The sequence below is a fragment of the Porifericola rhodea genome (genome assembly GCF_030506305.1).
GTDB lineage: Bacteria > Bacteroidota > Bacteroidia > Cytophagales > Cyclobacteriaceae > Catalinimonas > Catalinimonas rhodea.
Window position 1 is genome coordinate 2,517,607 of record NZ_CP119421.1, and the last position, 15,881, is coordinate 2,533,487.

General features: G+C 42.6%; 16 protein-coding genes. 11 read left to right on the top strand and 5 right to left on the bottom strand.

Annotated elements, in window-relative coordinates:
- Nucleotides 1-83: 83 nt before the first annotated feature.
- Complete coding sequence (locus PZB74_RS10390) at nt 84-1,058, top strand: L-threonylcarbamoyladenylate synthase (protein WP_302242540.1); 975 nt, start codon at nt 84-86, stop codon at nt 1,056-1,058.
- 39 nt (nt 1,059-1,097) lie between these two features.
- On the opposite strand, the gene PZB74_RS10395 is transcribed toward PZB74_RS10390, so the two are convergent.
- A complete protein-coding gene (locus PZB74_RS10395; RefSeq protein WP_302242541.1) occupies nt 1,098-2,459 on the bottom strand; it encodes a M24 family metallopeptidase in 1,362 nt (453 codons plus the stop codon).
- A 229-nt stretch (nt 2,460-2,688) separates the two neighbouring features.
- On the opposite strand from PZB74_RS10395, the gene nqrF reads away from it, so the two are divergent.
- The 4 genes from nqrF to PZB74_RS10415 all read left to right on the top strand — a co-directional run bounded on the left by nqrF (nt 2,689) and on the right by PZB74_RS10415 (nt 6,534).
- Nucleotides 2,689-3,960, top strand: coding sequence for an NADH:ubiquinone reductase (Na(+)-transporting) subunit F (nqrF, locus tag PZB74_RS10400; RefSeq protein ID WP_302242542.1), 1,272 nt, complete (start codon nt 2,689-2,691; stop codon nt 3,958-3,960).
- 129 nt (nt 3,961-4,089) lie between these two features.
- A complete protein-coding gene (locus PZB74_RS10405; RefSeq protein ID WP_302242543.1) occupies nt 4,090-5,262 on the top strand; it encodes a formimidoylglutamase in 1,173 nt (390 codons plus the stop codon).
- Between the two features lie 2 nt (nt 5,263-5,264).
- Entirely contained in the window at nt 5,265-6,281 is a 1,017-nt protein-coding gene (locus PZB74_RS10410; RefSeq protein WP_302242545.1) for a phosphotriesterase family protein, read from the top strand.
- Nucleotide 6,282: 1 nt separating this feature from the next.
- Complete coding sequence (locus PZB74_RS10415) at nt 6,283-6,534, top strand: cytochrome b5 domain-containing protein (protein WP_302242546.1); 252 nt, start codon at nt 6,283-6,285, stop codon at nt 6,532-6,534.
- A gap of 22 nt (nt 6,535-6,556) precedes the next feature.
- Here PZB74_RS10415 and PZB74_RS10420 read toward each other — a convergent pair whose 3' ends face one another.
- The 4 genes from PZB74_RS10420 to PZB74_RS10435 form a co-directional block, all read right to left on the bottom strand.
- Nucleotides 6,557-7,051, bottom strand: coding sequence for a RidA family protein (locus PZB74_RS10420; protein ID WP_302242547.1), 495 nt, complete (start codon nt 7,049-7,051; stop codon nt 6,557-6,559).
- 76 nt (nt 7,052-7,127) lie between these two features.
- The gene (locus PZB74_RS10425; RefSeq protein WP_302242549.1) at nt 7,128-8,279 is read right to left on the bottom strand and encodes a hypothetical protein; all 1,152 of its coding nucleotides are present in this window, start codon (nt 8,277-8,279) and stop codon (nt 7,128-7,130) included.
- 64 nt (nt 8,280-8,343) lie between these two features.
- Nucleotides 8,344-9,660, bottom strand: a complete 1,317-nt coding sequence (locus PZB74_RS10430; RefSeq protein ID WP_302242550.1) for an aminotransferase class V-fold PLP-dependent enzyme — start codon at nt 9,658-9,660, stop codon at nt 8,344-8,346.
- A gap of 38 nt (nt 9,661-9,698) precedes the next feature.
- The gene (locus tag PZB74_RS10435) at nt 9,699-10,847 is read right to left on the bottom strand and encodes an FAD-dependent oxidoreductase (RefSeq protein ID WP_302242551.1); all 1,149 of its coding nucleotides are present in this window, start codon (nt 10,845-10,847) and stop codon (nt 9,699-9,701) included.
- Between the two features lie 179 nt (nt 10,848-11,026).
- Here PZB74_RS10435 and PZB74_RS10440 point away from each other — a divergent pair, with 179 nt between their 5' ends.
- The 6 genes from PZB74_RS10440 to PZB74_RS10460 all read left to right on the top strand — a co-directional run bounded on the left by PZB74_RS10440 (nt 11,027) and on the right by PZB74_RS10460 (nt 15,881).
- Nucleotides 11,027-11,869, top strand: coding sequence for a metallophosphoesterase (locus PZB74_RS10440; RefSeq protein ID WP_302242552.1), 843 nt, complete (start codon nt 11,027-11,029; stop codon nt 11,867-11,869).
- Between the two features lie 4 nt (nt 11,870-11,873).
- Nucleotides 11,874-12,395, top strand: coding sequence for a hypothetical protein (locus tag PZB74_RS10445; RefSeq protein ID WP_302242553.1), 522 nt, complete (start codon nt 11,874-11,876; stop codon nt 12,393-12,395).
- A gap of 152 nt (nt 12,396-12,547) precedes the next feature.
- Nucleotides 12,548-13,243 (top strand): peptidase associated/transthyretin-like domain-containing protein, encoded by a 696-nt coding sequence (locus PZB74_RS10450; RefSeq protein ID WP_302242554.1) that lies wholly within the window; start codon nt 12,548-12,550, stop codon nt 13,241-13,243.
- Between the two features lie 115 nt (nt 13,244-13,358).
- Nucleotides 13,359-13,892 carry an alpha/beta fold hydrolase gene (locus PZB74_RS10455; RefSeq protein ID WP_302242555.1) on the top strand — a complete coding sequence of 178 codons (534 nt, stop codon included), beginning with the start codon at nt 13,359-13,361 and terminating at the stop codon, nt 13,890-13,892.
- Between the two features lie 222 nt (nt 13,893-14,114).
- On the top strand, nt 14,115-14,228 hold the full coding sequence (locus PZB74_RS22620; protein ID WP_367281476.1) for an alpha/beta fold hydrolase: 114 nt from the start codon (nt 14,115-14,117) through the stop codon (nt 14,226-14,228).
- A 261-nt stretch (nt 14,229-14,489) separates the two neighbouring features.
- Nucleotides 14,490-15,881: an MATE family efflux transporter gene (locus PZB74_RS10460; RefSeq protein ID WP_302242556.1), complete on the top strand. Its 1,392-nt coding sequence runs from the start codon at nt 14,490-14,492 to the stop codon at nt 15,879-15,881.

Genomic DNA, 15,881 nt, shown 5'->3' on the forward strand with positions numbered 1-15,881 from the left:
GGTAAGCTTATTTAATATGTAAGCAACTGTGCAATTGCTAAGTTTAGAATTAATCGCGTAAATTAGAGGTTATATTTCATTAAATGGAGCAAATAGGTAAAGATATAGTACAAGCAGTGCAGTTTCTTAAGGAGGATGGTCTGGTAGCCATACCTACTGAAACTGTGTACGGGCTCGCCGCAAATGCGTTTAGTGCTACGGCGGTAGCCAAAATTTTTGCTGCAAAAAACCGTCCTTCCTTTAATCCTCTCATCACCCACACTCATGATGTAGAGCAGGTAAAGCAGTACGTACAATACATGCCAGAGGCAGCATTACAGCTGGCTTCAGCTTTTTGGCCAGGGCCTCTTACGCTTCTGCTACCTAAAAAAGATATCATTCCGGATATTGTTACTGCCGGTTCCGAACTTGTGGCCGTCCGTATACCCAAACACCCTCTCACGCTTGAGCTTTTGCAGCAATTGGATTTTCCTTTGGCAGCGCCTAGCGCCAACCCTTTCGGCTACATAAGCCCAACCAAAGCTGCTCATGTAGAAGAGCAGTTAGGAGAACGTATAGATTATATTCTGGACGGAGGCGAGTGTAAGGTAGGAATTGAGTCTACCATCGTAGGTTTTGAGGGCGACCGGGTAATTGTTAACCGTCTGGGGGGAGCAAGCCTGGAAGCAATAGAAGAATTGGTAGGAAAAGAACGGGTGAGTGTTCACGCCAAGGTAGAGGAGAATATGAACCCTAAAGCGCCGGGTATGCTCAAAAGCCACTATGCCCCCGGTAAAAAAGTGCTGATCGGTAACATAAGTGATTTGCTTAATCATTACAATAAGGAAGAGATTGCGATAATCACGCTAAAAGATTACTACCCCCAGATATCCAATGATAGGCAAGTAGCCTTATCAGTGAGTGGTGATCTGAACGAAGCAGCCCAGCGACTGTTTTCTGCCCTACGAGAGCTGGATAAACTGCCCGTTAAGTTTATTCTTGCAGAACTAATGCCTGAGTATGGCTTAGGGAAAGCTATTAACGACCGCCTGATGCGAGCCGCAGCAGATAAAGAATAAAAAAGCTCCGAGTAGGTGTTCGGAGCTTTCAAGCTATAGCTATTGTATGTTATTTCCACTTCTGGGGATCAGCAAAAAATCTTTCTGCCTTCCATCTATGTAATGAACCTTTCCGTCCTTAAAAACAGCTGTTTCTTCCAGCATTACCCGTATTTCCTTATTACCCCATTCCGGAATTTTTTCTCGAGTGTTTAGCTCAATAGCATAACAGGTATTGTTATAAAGAGTATGCTCTCCGGAAGGCACGTGCTCCTGATTGTCCCACATACCTATTGCTGGCCCGGCAGCGTGGCCATGATAACCTATAGGGTGACTGTATATACTAGGTACCAGGCCTTCTTTTATAGCTTGCTGGCGTGTAAGCTTCAGAACCTCGTTGCCACTACGCCCTTCTTTAAAATGAGAGGTGAGAATATCCTGTAGGCGGTTACCTTTTGCCAGAGCTTTACTCAGTCCTTCAGGAGGAGCTGTTTCTCCAGGCTTTAGTACGTATGCGTTTTGTTGCATATCAGTATTTAGCCTAAGGTAGGTAATACCAAAGTCTATATGCACCAGGTCTCCCGGCATAATGGTATTAGCATCTGGAGTGGTTTGGGCACTAAAAGAGCGAACTGCTTCATTAGATTCAGGGTCTGCGCGGGTAACATCCACGGTGGGGTGAAACCATGCCTCCAGTTTTAAGCCTGCAATACGTTCTCTATACCACCATTTTACGTCTTCGGTAGTTGTAACTCCGGGCTGAATTACCTTTTCAGAGAGTCCTTCAGCTATAATAGTATGGGCTATACGACATACCTGCTCATATAGTGCCAGTTCGGTGTCGGTACGTGTTTCCAGCCAGCGTACGGCCAAAGGTTCTGCAGAAACTACTCTGTCTTTATACTTTTTGGGTAGGCTGTTCATAAAAGCCTGAAGCTCAGTGCTGGTAAGGCCGTCTGTATGGTTAAACTTTTCAGAAGTGTTGATAGCGATTTTTTGCGGGTTTTTTTCTGCAATTACAGCCGCCAGCCTTTTCCATTGGTCAGGTTCTTCTTCCGGGTTCCAACTGCTGGTAAAAAGTTCTCCCACATTATAGCGAGCAATGGCCAGTCCTTCTATCTCTTCACTTCCCTTAGAATGATGAATAGCTAGGATAGTACGCCTTCTGGCAGATAGCCAGGTAGAAGGGAGCATAGTTTTGATGATAGGATCTTCATTATATTCCCGTGCCATAACAAGCCAAAGGTCTATCCCTTCTTCTTCCATAATTTTTGGCAATAAGGTATTAAAGCGTTCTTCCAGAATCTGATCCTGTATGGTCGCACGCTCTTTTAGCGGAAGAATGTGAGGCATCACTGAAGATTGAGCCTGTACAAAACAATAAAAAAGGCAGCCTATCAGGCTAAAGTAGAGTTTACGCATAGTTTGAAGTTTAGTCTGCTTATGAATTATACTGAGTTTCTTAAGCCATTAATCTTAAGCAAAAAACACTAATAAATAAGCTGAAGATACCAACTTTTTCATAATTGGGTGCGTTATGGAGGTGTTTTAATACACGACAGAATTTGAACGCATATATTCATCGGAAAACCAATTTATTGGATATATTTGCAGTCCAACTTTTAATTCATAATTCAAACACGCTAGTCAAATGACGCAGGTTGTTGTAACATCTATTATTGCTTTTACGCTCATCATCCTGCTGTTGGTAATGTTGTTATTGTTCGCGCAGTCTAAGCTGGTACAGCAGGGCGATGTGAAAATAATTATCAACGGAGATGAGAAAAACCCTATCGTTACCCAGGCAGGTAGCACACTGCTATCTACACTCTCAGGCGAAAAGATCTTCTTACCTTCCGCATGCGGTGGAGGAGGTACATGCGCCATGTGTAAATGTGCCATAGACGAAGGTGGCGGAGATGTATTGCCGACTGAGGTAGGACACTTGAGCCGTAAAGAGCAACAGGAGAATGTACGCTTATCTTGCCAGGTAAAGGTGAAGAACGATATGCGTATCCGTATCCCTGAAGAAATATTCGGTATTAAGAAGTGGGAGTGTGAGGTTGTTTCTAACTACAATGTTTCTACGTTTATCAAAGAATTTGTTGTAAAACTACCTGAAGGCGAAACTCTTGATTTTCAGTCTGGTGGATACATTCAGATTGACGTACCTGAAATTGAGGTAGATTACAAAACCATTGATATTACGCCTAAGCCTGAGCTTGAGCACCCTGAAGATGTGTACCAGAGCGACTGGGATAAGTTTAAACTTTGGGATCTTAAAATGAAGAACCCTGAGCCTATCTTCCGTGCTTATTCTATGGCCAACCACCCTGCTGAGGGTAACATCATTATGCTTACCATTCGTATCGCTACTCCACCATGGGATAGAGCAGCAGGCAAATGGATGGATGTAAACCCTGGTGTTTGTTCATCATATGTATTCTCTAGAAAGCCTGGCGATAAAGTAACCATTTCCGGACCTTATGGTGAGTTCTTTATCAACCCTACCGATCGTGAGATGATCTACATTGGTGGTGGTGCAGGTATGGCGCCTCTAAGATCGCATATCTTCCACCTGTTCCATACAGAGAAGAGTGACCGTAAAGTGTCTTACTGGTACGGTGGTCGTTCTAAGCGTGAGCTATTTTATACCAACCACTTCCGTAAGATTGAAGAAGAGTTCCCTAATTTTACGTATAACATCGCGCTATCTGAGCCTCTTCCAGAAGATAACTGGAAAGGTTATACCGGATTTATTCACCAGGCTCTGTATGACAACTATCTGAAAGATCACCCTGAGCCAGACGAAGTAGAATTTTACCTGTGTGGACCTCCATTGATGAACGCCGCAGTACTAAAGATGCTGGACGATATGGGAGTACCCCCTGAAAATATCAGGTTTGACGACTTTGGTGGTTAATCCTAAGCCTATTAGACTATGGAAAGGAGTGAGAAATCACTCCTTTTTTTATGTCTTTTGCCTAAGATAAAAACTTCATTTACAGAGCAGCAATTTGTAATTTGCCCTTCCTAACGATTTAATCTGACTATGAATCTAAGTATCTTCTTTAAGCCTGTAGAGCCTGAAGTATATCAGGAGGTGAGTGCCCCGAATAGTTTTTTTAAGGCTATAAAAGTTTATACCGATACTTTCCCTGACTACGAAGAAGCAGATATAGCCATTATTGGCCTATCTGAAAATAGAGGCAATGAAGATAATGGGGGGGCTGAGCGCGCCGCAGATAACGTACGCCAGGCCCTTTATCCTTTAAAAAGAGGAAGCGGTTCTTACAAAATTGTTGATCTGGGTAACTTAAATAACGGACATAATTTAGAAGAGACCTACCTGCGCATCAAAGAGGTATGCGAAACGCTAATCACACACAACACTCTGCCTGTACTTATAGGAGGGACTCATGATCTGGATTATGGCCAGTACCAGGCTTACGAAAGCATGGAGAAGCTGGTTAATGTGCTCAGTGTGGATGCCAGTATTGATATTGACCCCAATAATACTGAAGCAGGAGAGGGAACAGAAAGCAAAAATCATCTGCATAAAATACTGGTCCACGACCCAAACTATCTGCTCAACTATAGCCATATCGGTTACCAGAGTTATTTGATAGACAATACTGTTCCTGCCCTGTTGGATAAATTTTACTTTGATACCTATCGGTTAGGTTTGGTTAATCAAAATATCAATGCGATGGAACCGGTAATCCGGGCTGCCGATATGCTTAGTTTTGATATTGCAGCGATTAAAATGGACGATGCCCCCGGCAACAGACATGCCCAGCCTTTTGGCCTGAGCGGACAGGAGGCCTGCCAGTTATGTTGGTATGCAGGACATAGCGAAAAGCTTACTTCTGCTGGTTTTTATGAATACAACCCTGATTGGGATAATGAGCGTAAGAAGACAGCCTCAGTCATTGGAACTATGATCTGGTACCTGATTGAAGGTTACTACCATCGTACTTTTGAAAATGATTTTGACAGCAATGATTTTATCAAATACATTGTGCCTATGCCGTCCTCTCCTTCAATACTTACCTTCTATAAGGCAAAGCGGAGTGAAAAATGGTGGATGGAAGTACCCAATCCGCAGGTAGAAGTTGTAAAGGAGCGCCAGAGCATAGTACCCTGCGACCAATCAGATTATGAGATGGCAGTAAAAGGAGAGTTGCCCGACCGCTGGATACAGACACACGCCAAATATTTATAACTATGAACACGCGACGTACTTTTCTAAAGCGAATGACGAGCATAGGTTTGCTGTTAAGCACTTCTCCACTAAGTAAGCTTTCGAAAGTACGTACAGGTAAAATATTTACAGTACAAGGGGCTATTACACCTAAGCAGCTAGGAACCTGCCTTACACATGAGCATGTGATGTCTAACTTTGGGGGCGAAAAAAGCCTTGAACCAGCATACGATCAGGCTAAGCTGTTTAGTCAGGTACTGCCTTATCTCAAGAAGGTTAAGTCTTTAGGCTGTGATAGCCTTGCAGATTGTACTACCGCATACTTTGGACGTGATGTAAAGATGCTAAAGTCTCTTTCTGAGCAAAGCGGAGTACATATTATTACGAATACTGGTTACTATGGGGCAGCGGCAGATCGGTATGTGCCCGAACATGCCTTTGAAGAAGATGCCGAAGCGATAGCTCTGCGTTGGCTGAAAGAGTGGGAGGAAGGCATAGCAGATAGCAAAATTGTTCCGGGCTTTATAAAGGTAGCTGTAGACGGTGGTCCACTATCCACCATAGATGAAAAGCTGTTTAGAGCAGCAGCCATAACACACCGGCAGTCAGGACTTTTAGTAGCATGCCATACCGGTAACAATCCAGAAGCTGCCCGACAGCAGTTAGAAATACTGCAAGAAGAGGGCGTCAGCCCTTCCGCCTGGGTATGGACACATGCCAATCAGTGTTCAGATGTTACCCATCTTATAAAAGCAGCGCGTCAAGGAGGTTGGGTATCATTAGATGGTGTTCGAGAAGCATCAATAGAACTTCATATCAATTATCTGAAATCTTTTAAAAAAGAAGGGCTGCTGGAGCGTGTGCTGCTTTCACATGATGGTAATTCATATCCTCGTGGTGGGGCTATACGGCCATACGAAGCTCTGTTTACCCAAATGTTACCAAAGTTGGCAGAAGAAGGCTTTAGCGCAAAAGAACTACATCTGCTAACAGTCAAAAACCCTCAAAAGGCCTTTACTGTGCAGATAAGAAAAGCATAAAATGTCAGAAACATTAAAGGAGTATACCTATTCACAATTAGCATTGCGGAATGGGCAAGATAAAGAAGAAGTATGGGTAGCCTATCAGGGTATAATCTACGACTTAAGCGGATCTCGGCTATGGCGTAATGGTAAGCATTATGAGCATTGGGCAGGGCAGGATCTTAGCGAAGAACTGGCCGATGCACCTCATAGTGAGAAAGTGTTTCTGAAGTTCAAGAAAGTAGGGAAACTTAAGGCTCAAAATAGGTAATACCTAAACCTGAGCCTATTAACTATTTTACGGCAATCATAGAAATTTCCAGTTGAGCGTCTTTTGGTAATGATGCGACCCCTACTGTTACTCTTGCAGGAGCATCCTCTCCAAAGTAGCCTGCATATATTTCGTTAACTCTAGTAAAGTTGTTGAGGTCAGTCATATAAATGGTACTTTTTACCACATGCGACATATCCATATCAGCCTCTGCCAGTACCGCTTTCAGGTTTTCCATAACTTGTCTGGCTTCCTCTTCTATGTCTGAGTTTACCATTTTTCCACTTTCAGGATCTAGTCCAATTTGCCCTGCCAGGTATAAAGTATTAGCCACCTTTATTGCCTGGTTGTATGGCCCTACCGGGTTAGGGGCCTGATCTGTTTTAATAACTTGCCTGCTACTAGCCTCTTTTGCGCTTAGTTTCGGTGTTTTAGCGTTGTTGTCTGGCTTGCTCTGGCTTTCACATGAAGCTGAAAAGATAATGATTAGGAATAAAGCGTAAAGTGTTTTCAACATAGGTTAGGTGTTTAGATACAAAACTTGTTGTGCTGTAAATTTTCCTTGATAGTGATAACTGAGTTCTACTACTGAACTATATATTCTGATAGTATCGACTCAGTTTAGCAGTTAGCTGGTCATAAATTGGTTTGGTAAATTCTACAAACAAATCCTGAGGTATGGGAGGTGTCACTTCAATACGATTGCATATTTTCTGTTGCTCTTCATTTAAGGCTCTTACGTCTCCTTTGTATGTACCCCATTCGGCAAACCACAAAAACTCTCCGGGTACTTCATCACGGTATATTCTGGTATCGTGATAACCATCATTGATAGTCATACTTAAGATACCACCGGAAAGCACCTCCAGGCGGCGAGTGATTAGTTTTGCGGAAACAGTACCTAATACTGGTTTTTTGCTTCCATCTTCCATTTCCACCTCACCTACTTCTACACTGTCACGCGTAATGGTTTCCTCTTTCTGAAAAGCTTTGCTTTGCCCTACGGAAAAATCCTCAAATTGAAAGATCAGAACCTGATCAGGGTTCTTTAAGCCGATTCGGCGGGCGTCTTTTTCAGTGTAAAAGGCCAAAAACTGATTGCGATTCATAAGGTTACGCAGGTGTTTGTCTACCTGATCGTAAAAGAAATCTGCACTCACTTTAAAGTAACGAGAAGGTACAGGCACAGCTTCTACAATTACCTTGAGCGTTGCTGCTTCTTTTGCTTCTCTTAATTTTTTATCTACATCCAGGTAGCCGGGCTGAAAAGCATCAGCATTTTGGAAAAAGTAATACGCTTCTTTGGCATCCTCACGTGTATTTTTACGGAGTGCTCTCTCCCCCGCGCTATACTGCTCACTTGCAGCCTTTTCTTTTACATCAGCATACTGACGATAATACTCTTTAGGATTACGAATAAGCTGCCGAGCCTTTGGAGAAGCATTAATAGCTTCGTACATGGTATTTAGCGCCTGATAAGTATCTGCAATATGAGTCCAGGGCATTTCTACCGCATTGCTCTTGGCTTTTTTAATTTCATTCAGCATATCCTGAACTGCCAGCGGATAAGCTTTTCTAAGTACCTCCTGAGACTTTTTGTTCTTTGGGTTTTTTTGAAGTTTGTCTACAGCAGCCAGCACTGACTGGTAATAGGCCCCTTGTTCCAGAAGCTTTTTGCTGGAGTTACAGGCAGTGAGCAAAGCCAGTACTACTACCAAATAATATATGTATCTGGATTTTTGCATGATAATAGGATATTGTTGCATATCATCAACATGCTAAAAGTGCGCCAAAATGCTACAATTTTACTTAATTCATCTTCATACTTTGTTTAGACTGTTCATTGGCAAAAGACAAGAGCGCGTTTTCCAGCCTGTCCAGATCAGAAAGTTTGGTATATACATGAGGTGTTATTCTTACTCCATTAATAGCCTCGTACTTTACAGGTGTAGCATGAATTTTATACTCTTTAAATAAGCGACTGTTAATATCTACGGCCTCCATGCCTTCTATACCTACATTACATAGTGCGCAGGAGAAGCCAGATGACAGAGGAGTATTAATTCTAATGTTGGGGTGTTCTCTTACTTTGTCTGCCCAATAGCGTTTAAGGTAGTGCAGGCGTGCTCTTTTGCGCTCTGCTCCTATAGCATTGTGGAAATCTATAGCCTGGCCTATAGCCTGCTCCGGAGCAAAAGAGCGAGTACCCAGACTTTCAAACTTTCTGATATCGTCACGCTCCGGTTCATGGTCTGGTATTAGAGGCCAAAGTCCGGCAATATGCTCCTTTCTGACGTAGATCATACCTGTACCAAAAGGGGCGCACATCCATTTGTGTAGACTGGTGCCATAATAATCGCAAGCCAGCTCTGTTAGGTTAGAATCTATGTGGGCAAAAGCATGAGCGCCATCTACCACAGTTTTAATCCCACGCTTTCTTAGTGCCGAGCATAGTTTTTTTACTGGCACTATCTGTCCAGACCAGTTAATGAGTTGAGTAATGTGTACCACTTTAGTTCGGGCAGTAAGGCCCTCCATGTATCTTTGTACTATAGCGTCTTCATCCTCCATGGCCAGGTCCAAAGTAATCCAGTTGAGTTTAATGCCCTGTCGTTTAGCACGTGTTTTCCAGGCGTTCATCATGTTGGGGTAATCATATTTGCTCAGCAGCACTTCGTCGCCCTTTTCCAGGTCCATGCCAAAAATTATGGTATCTAAAGCTTCAGTAGCGTTACGGTTGATGGCTACCTCTTCGGGAGAGCAGCCGGCTACTTCAGATAGCTTCATGCGTACAGATTCTCTCCCCTGGTCCAGAATACGCCACATATAGTAGGATGGAGCCTCATTAGAGTAGTGGTAATAGCGGTCTACTGCATCCTGTACAATTTTAGGCTGCGGACTTACGCCTCCATTGTTAAGGTTAATAATGTTAGGAGAAACAGTATAGGCCTGTTGTATACGATGCCAGAGGTCTTCATCTTTGGCTGCCTCTTCGGGGCTAAGTTGGTTCAGGTGTACAAGAGCGTCTTTTACATCTTCGGCCAATACTTTGGTCATAAAAGGGCTGAGCGAGAGCAAGCCTGAGGTGCCAGCTAGTTTTTTTAGAAAGCTGCGTCTTAAAGTCATGAGGAAAATATTTTAGTTTAGGTTATTTAAGCTGAAAGTCAGGAGTACATCTCGTCAGCAACTTTTTGAATAGCCAGCACCATCTTTTCGGTATCTTCTTTTGAGGGCATAGTGTCCCAGCTTCCCACTTTGTGGGTGCCTCCTACAATAATGCCATCTTTGCGGTTGATGGTGTATGCCTCCTTGGTATTAATGCAGTAGTGTATTTGTTGCTGAGGTATTACAAAGGCCAACTGACCAGAAATAGGCTGCAAATGCTTATCATTAGTAAGTTGCTTGGCACCTATACCGCTACAGTTTACTATGCAGGATTCGGCTAAGGCGTCTATCTCTTCTAATGACTTAAATTCCTTAATTTTTATCTCTCCTCCAAATCGCAGAAAATCATCAGTATATAGCTTGAGCAAAGAAGGTATATTAAATACCATAGAGGCCCCTTTGTTAACATATTTAGCTCTAAAGGGGTGCTCTTTTGCCTTAAGTGCGATTGTACCGGGCAGTACGTTCATAAAAGCATACTTATCTGCATCAGGTTTTGGAGACTGTTCTCTTTTCGGAGGAGCTTCGTTACGGATAGTGTAAGTATCTGACCAAACTACATAGTCTCCCAAACCTAATAAGTTTTGATAGGTACGAAATGAAGTGCTATGCATTTGCTTAAACTTATTATAAAACTCAGGGCTAATTTGATCTTCATCTATCAGGCGATGTGAGGGAGACCAGGTACCTGTAGCTTTGCTGGAGGTAATATTCGGTGCCATTTCTTTGGTGTAAATTGAAACCTCATAGCCTCTAAACTGTAGCATACGAGCAGTGGTAAGTCCTATAACGCCACTTCCAATTACAGCTACCTTTTTAGTGCTGCTGCTCGCGACCAAATCTGCGGCTAGCTCAGCAGAACCCCAGGAAAGTGACCAGCCACTGCCCCCGTGCCCATAATTGTGTATCAGGGTTTTATTTCCTAATTCCTCCTTTTCTATTCGCGGACCCAGGCTACGGTAAGGGCGTAAACCTACTGTTTGTTTAATCACTCTGTCTAAAGAGACTCTTAATTTAGGCAGGTAACGAGACGAGTTCATGATGTTCAACTGCTTTTCGGCAATCTTCATATAAGCAGGAGTACAGGCTACAGCTCCTGTACCCAGAGCTAATAATGATGTGTTTTTTATAAACGATCGTCTGTCCATAGCTAGGTGTAGGAATATATATGTGATATTTTATTTTGTAATTATATTAAATAACAGAATAAAAAGTAATTAATAGTAGATTTATTAAGTATTAACATGAAGCGATCAGAAATTTAAGCGAGGCTGGATTAAAGCTGGTATTCTCCGTAAACTTGTAAATATCATCTAACCCTCTTATCGTGATACAAAAAAAGCCTCTCTTCTCCTTTGGCGTTATTGCTGATGTTCAATATTGCAGTTGTGAGCCGGCGGGAGTTCGCTACTATCGCAAATCTGTACAGAAGCTGAATGAGTGTCTGCAAGAGTTAAATCAGCATTCTCTGAGTTTTATACTGGATATGGGTGACCTGATTGACCGGGATTATAGCAGCTTTGATGATATTCTGGAAGTGTATGACCAAGCTAAAACCAGAGTGTACCGAAGCCTGGGTAATCACGACTTTGATGTCTCTGATGCGGATAAAACAAAGGTGAGTGCCCGCCTGGGTATGGACAAAGCAGCGTATTATGATTTTACTTATCTGGGTTGGCGGTTTATTATGCTCAATGGTAATGAGGTGTCTACTTATGCTCACCCTGCAGGAAGCGTAGAAGCACAGGAGGCAGAACAGAAGTTAGCACAACTAAAAAAGCAAAATGCTCCAAATGCCCAAAGCTGGAATGGTGGTATTAGTGAGCAACAGCTTAAGTGGTTAGCGCTTAAACTAGAAGAGGCGAGCCAGCAAATGCAGAAAATCATTGTTTGCTGTCATTTTCCGGCCTACCCAAAAGATCCGCATAACTTATGGAACGATACAGAAGTACAGCAACTACTGAGCGATACGCCCCAGGTGGTAGCTTACTTCAATGGACATAACCATGGCGGAAACTATGCACAAAAAGATCATGTGCACTATTTAAATTTTAAAGGCATGGTAGATACTGCTTCGGAAAATACTTTTGCCATAGCAGATGTGTATCCTGATTATCTGAATATCAGAGGATTTGGGCGCGAAGATAGCAGGCAGCTAAAATTTTCCTGAAGCTATGAATATCTCTCTGGAGCAGACACTAAAAACCTGGGACGGTAAAAGAACAGAACTGCTACAGCATTACTACCGGGAATATGGCTGTGATGAGGAGGGCAAATTTCTGGTTCAACTCATCAAAGATCCAACCTATCAAAAGGGAGCAAGCTGGTTGCTTAAGCATCACCTTGAGCAAAAAGGTAAGATAAGCGCTCAAGTGCAACAAGAACTGACAAAACAGTTAAAAGCACTAGACCTGTGGGAAGCCCGCCTTCATCTTTTGCAAATCATACCCTTGATAAAGATACTGCCTTCTACTCTATTGGCCTGGGAGGATTTTGTAAGGGCAAATCTGGATGCTGATAATAAATTTATAAGAGCCTGGGCCTTACATGGACTATTTGAACTCTCTCTACTACGTCCGGAATTACAGCAGGAGGTGCAGTTTCTGTGCGACAAAGCATTGCAGCATGAAGCTGCTTCAGTGCAGGCACGTGTGAGAAAAATTGTAGAAAAGTTGCAGAAGCTAAACGGTAAATAGAAAAATAGCTGAAAGGGAAAAGCATAGATATAAATTGATGAGGACGTAAGGCCCTGAATTAATTGGGGTAAGTTGAGTATGAACTCAATAAATGGCGAAATTTTTTTGTATTTTATACCAAGGGTAAAGTTCATACTAAAGAGGGTAGGCCTATGCGTTTTTTCATCTTGACTACATGCTGGTTTTTATGTTATTCTCTAAACATTTTTGCTCAAAATGAAGGGCGGGTGATATGGGGCATAGTCAAAGAGCTTCCCACATATCAGGCGGTTCCTATTGTTAATATTCAGGGAGGAATTAAGGGCGCTTATACCAATGTGGAAGGCGAATTTTCTTTACGTGTTATTGAGGGCGATACGCTCAGTGTTACCCATATCAATTACTACCCCCTCAGGCTGATATTAAATGAGGAGGATGAAGATACAATACAGATATTTCTTTTTGCTCGGGAAAATACCTTAAAAGAACTGGTCATTAGAGGGCTACCCTCAGAAGAAAAGTTTGTCAACGATCTGTTAGAGCATCGGGGCCAAAAGACGAGCCAAGAACTATTGTCTGAAAAAAATACGAGCTTAGCCCATGCCTATTTTCTTATCGGGTATGTACCGGAAATGGATGGAGTAGACAATCATAAGTGGTATGTGGCCGGTCCCCGAATGGTTACATTCTTTTCCAGCGGGCCATCTAAAGGTATTTTAAGAGCATTTAAAAACATAGATAAAGATTATGCTTCTCCTACATTGAAACTATACAGCAGCAGGCTCTCTCAAGTAAGCGTATCCAGATTTACTACAGACTCGCTTCATCGCTCTGAGAGTCAGGGTATCTTTCTCACCAAAGACAAATAGCTATCATTTTATCACCCAGATGTCGTGATTTTTAGTCTTGTGCCTAATCTCATTGAGCAGAAATTCGTCATACCCATATATGTTCTATTCGCTAAATATCATTTATCTCATAAGCATGCTATCCTTTTTAGCTTGTAGCAGAGCAAAGGAGAATTCGGGTATTGTAAATAGTGAACATGCTTCTTCAGAAGTAGTGGAAGTTATACGAAATGGTTTAAGTTTTAACTATCAGAGTTGTGGAGAGGGAGATACTACACTTTTGTTAGTTCATGGTTGGTGTATAGATCAATCATACTGGTCCTCTCAGATAGAGGCTTTTTGCGGAGAGTACAAAGTAGTAAGTATGGAACTGGCCGGATTTAGTACTATTCAAGAAGCTCGTAAGTCCTGGACTATAGAAGAATATGGGCAGGATGTAATAGCCCTGATAGATTACTTAGCGCTTGAGCATGTGGTTTTAGTTGGGCATTCTATGGGTGGAGACATAATTCTGGAAGCTGCACTAGTTCGCCCTGAAGAAATAATTGGTTTTGTTGGAGTAGGTAACTTTAAAGATGTTGGAGAGGCGTATAGCGAAGAGGATCAGGAAGAGATAGCCCGGTTTTTAGAGATGTTAGAGAAAGACTTTGTAAACGTAGCTCCTGCATAGGCACAAAATGTACTTTTTCATACTAATACAAATAGTAGTATAGTAAGACAAGTTAAGCAGGACTTTGCCTGAGCTAATCCCGAAGTAGCAGTGAACAGCTTGAAATAACTCTTTACTTATGGGCTACTGGAGCCGGAGAAACTCAGTAAGCTAAAAGAAAAAGTCTACCTGATTAACAGCGATGTTACCCCGTCCAGAAGAAGTGAGCTGGAGGCCAGTGGTGTGGCTTATGAGGTTATAGATATACATGCTACCGGGCATTATCCTATGGTAGAGAAGCCAGAGGAGTTCAACCGTTTATTGCGTCAGGTGTTGGCAGCGATGGGAGCAAATTAAAAAGGTCAGAACAACAAATAATTAACAGAAAGCTTTATCGAAGCTTATATAAAAATGTTAGCTTTGTACCATTATGGAAATGTTCGCACACACCCTCTAATTCAGGGAGATACTCCTCCCATTCTTATTTAGCTTGAGGCTACTAACACCAGTTAGTACAGGCTACGATTGTCTTTTCTTTTTTTGCTTTCAATCAGAAGGATTTACCAAGGTTTTTATTTCAGCCATATGGCTTATTGTTACGCTATGTAAAATGAATTCATGCGGATAACAAAATTACTTTATCATTTTAGACATGCCCTACAGGGCGATTATGACAACTACACTGCCGGAAGTATACGGCAGGCTATCTTTTATCTGGCGGTACCCATGATTCTGGAGATGATTATGGAGTCACTCTTTGCTATAGTAGATATCTTTTTTGTGGGTAAACTAGGCGTTAATGCTGTAGCTACCGTAGGGCTGACAGAGTCTGTAGTAACCATTGTTTACTCTATAGGGGTGGGTTTTAGCATGGCCGCCACCGCCGTAATTTCGCGTAGGGTAGGAGAGAAGCGTCTGGATAAGGCCGCTGCGGCAGCCTTTCAGGTAATCGTACTGGGAGCCATATTTTCGCTTACCATCAGCATATCAGGCTACATATATGGAGGCACAGTTTTAGAACTTATGGGAGCCAGCCCCGCCGTGCTCAGTGAGGGCACCAGATATACGCAGATTATTTTTGCCGGTAACATCAGTATAATGCTGCTGTTTATTATCAATGGTGCTTTTCGGGGGGCTGGAAATGCAGCCATAGCCATGCGTACCCTCTGGTTGGCCAATGGTATCAACATTGTACTTGACCCACTCCTTATCTTTGGTATAGGTAACATACCTGGTATGGGTATAGAAGGTGCGGCCTGGGCAACTACCATAGGCAGAAGTATAGGTGTGTTGTTTCAGCTATACCATCTGGTAAAAGGTAGTACACGTATAAATATTACTGCTCAGGCAGTGAAACTTCGGTGGAACACAGTAAAAAATATCATCAAGATTTCTTCTGGTGGTATGGGGCAGTTTTTGATTGACTCGGCCAGCTGGATATTTCTGACAAGAATTGTGTCAGAGTTTGGTAGCGTAGCACTGGCAGGTTATACCATTGCCTTCCGTGTCGTAATGTTTACCTTACTTCCTGCCTGGGGACTATCTAATGCTGCGGCCACCATGGTAGGGCAAAACCTGGGAGCTAAACTTCCTGAGCGAGCCGAGAAATCGGTCTGGTACACAGCACGCTACAATGTTTATTTTCTAGGGTTTGTATCCGTACTGTTTTTATTTACCGCAGATATATTCGTAAGCTGGTTCTCTGCGGATGAAGCGGTGGTAGCAGCAGGCGCTACTGCTTTAAAGATTTTCTGCCTGGGCTATATCTTTTTCGCCTTTGGTATGGTGATCGTGCAGGCTTTTAATGGAGCAGGAGATACTCGTACCCCTACCATTATTAATCTGGGGGTACTCTGGGTCTTTCAGTTGCCGCTTTCTTACCTTTTGGCCATACAGTATAACCTGGGAGAAATGGGGGTGTTTATAACCATTGCTATCAGTCACTCACTGCATGCGCTGGTAAGCCTCTGGGTATTTAGAAAGGGCAAATGGAAGAATATGAAAGTTTAG

What these genes read in the sequence shown, in the direction of transcription:
- PZB74_RS10420 (WP_302242547.1), bottom strand. Translation starts at nt 7,051, where the DNA reads ATGTTGAAAACACTTTACGCTTTATTCCTAATCATTATCTTTTCAGCT.
- PZB74_RS10445 (WP_302242553.1), top strand. Translation starts at nt 11,874, where the DNA reads ATGAATATCTCTCTGGAGCAGACACTAAAAACCTGGGACGGTAAAAGA.
- PZB74_RS10460 (WP_302242556.1), top strand. Translation starts at nt 14,490, where the DNA reads ATGCGGATAACAAAATTACTTTATCATTTTAGACATGCCCTACAGGGC.
- PZB74_RS10415 (WP_302242546.1), top strand. Translation starts at nt 6,283, where the DNA reads ATGTCAGAAACATTAAAGGAGTATACCTATTCACAATTAGCATTGCGG.
- PZB74_RS10435 (WP_302242551.1), bottom strand. Translation starts at nt 10,847, where the DNA reads ATGGACAGACGATCGTTTATAAAAAACACATCATTATTAGCTCTGGGT.
- PZB74_RS10395 (WP_302242541.1), bottom strand. Translation starts at nt 2,459, where the DNA reads ATGCGTAAACTCTACTTTAGCCTGATAGGCTGCCTTTTTTATTGTTTT.
- nqrF (WP_302242542.1), top strand. Translation starts at nt 2,689, where the DNA reads ATGACGCAGGTTGTTGTAACATCTATTATTGCTTTTACGCTCATCATC.
- PZB74_RS10390 (WP_302242540.1), top strand. Translation starts at nt 84, where the DNA reads ATGGAGCAAATAGGTAAAGATATAGTACAAGCAGTGCAGTTTCTTAAG.
- PZB74_RS10455 (WP_302242555.1), top strand. Translation starts at nt 13,359, where the DNA reads ATGCTATCCTTTTTAGCTTGTAGCAGAGCAAAGGAGAATTCGGGTATT.
- PZB74_RS10410 (WP_302242545.1), top strand. Translation starts at nt 5,265, where the DNA reads ATGAACACGCGACGTACTTTTCTAAAGCGAATGACGAGCATAGGTTTG.
- PZB74_RS10450 (WP_302242554.1), top strand. Translation starts at nt 12,548, where the DNA reads ATGCGTTTTTTCATCTTGACTACATGCTGGTTTTTATGTTATTCTCTA.
- PZB74_RS10405 (WP_302242543.1), top strand. Translation starts at nt 4,090, where the DNA reads ATGAATCTAAGTATCTTCTTTAAGCCTGTAGAGCCTGAAGTATATCAG.
- PZB74_RS10430 (WP_302242550.1), bottom strand. Translation starts at nt 9,660, where the DNA reads ATGACTTTAAGACGCAGCTTTCTAAAAAAACTAGCTGGCACCTCAGGC.
- PZB74_RS10425 (WP_302242549.1), bottom strand. Translation starts at nt 8,279, where the DNA reads ATGCAAAAATCCAGATACATATATTATTTGGTAGTAGTACTGGCTTTG.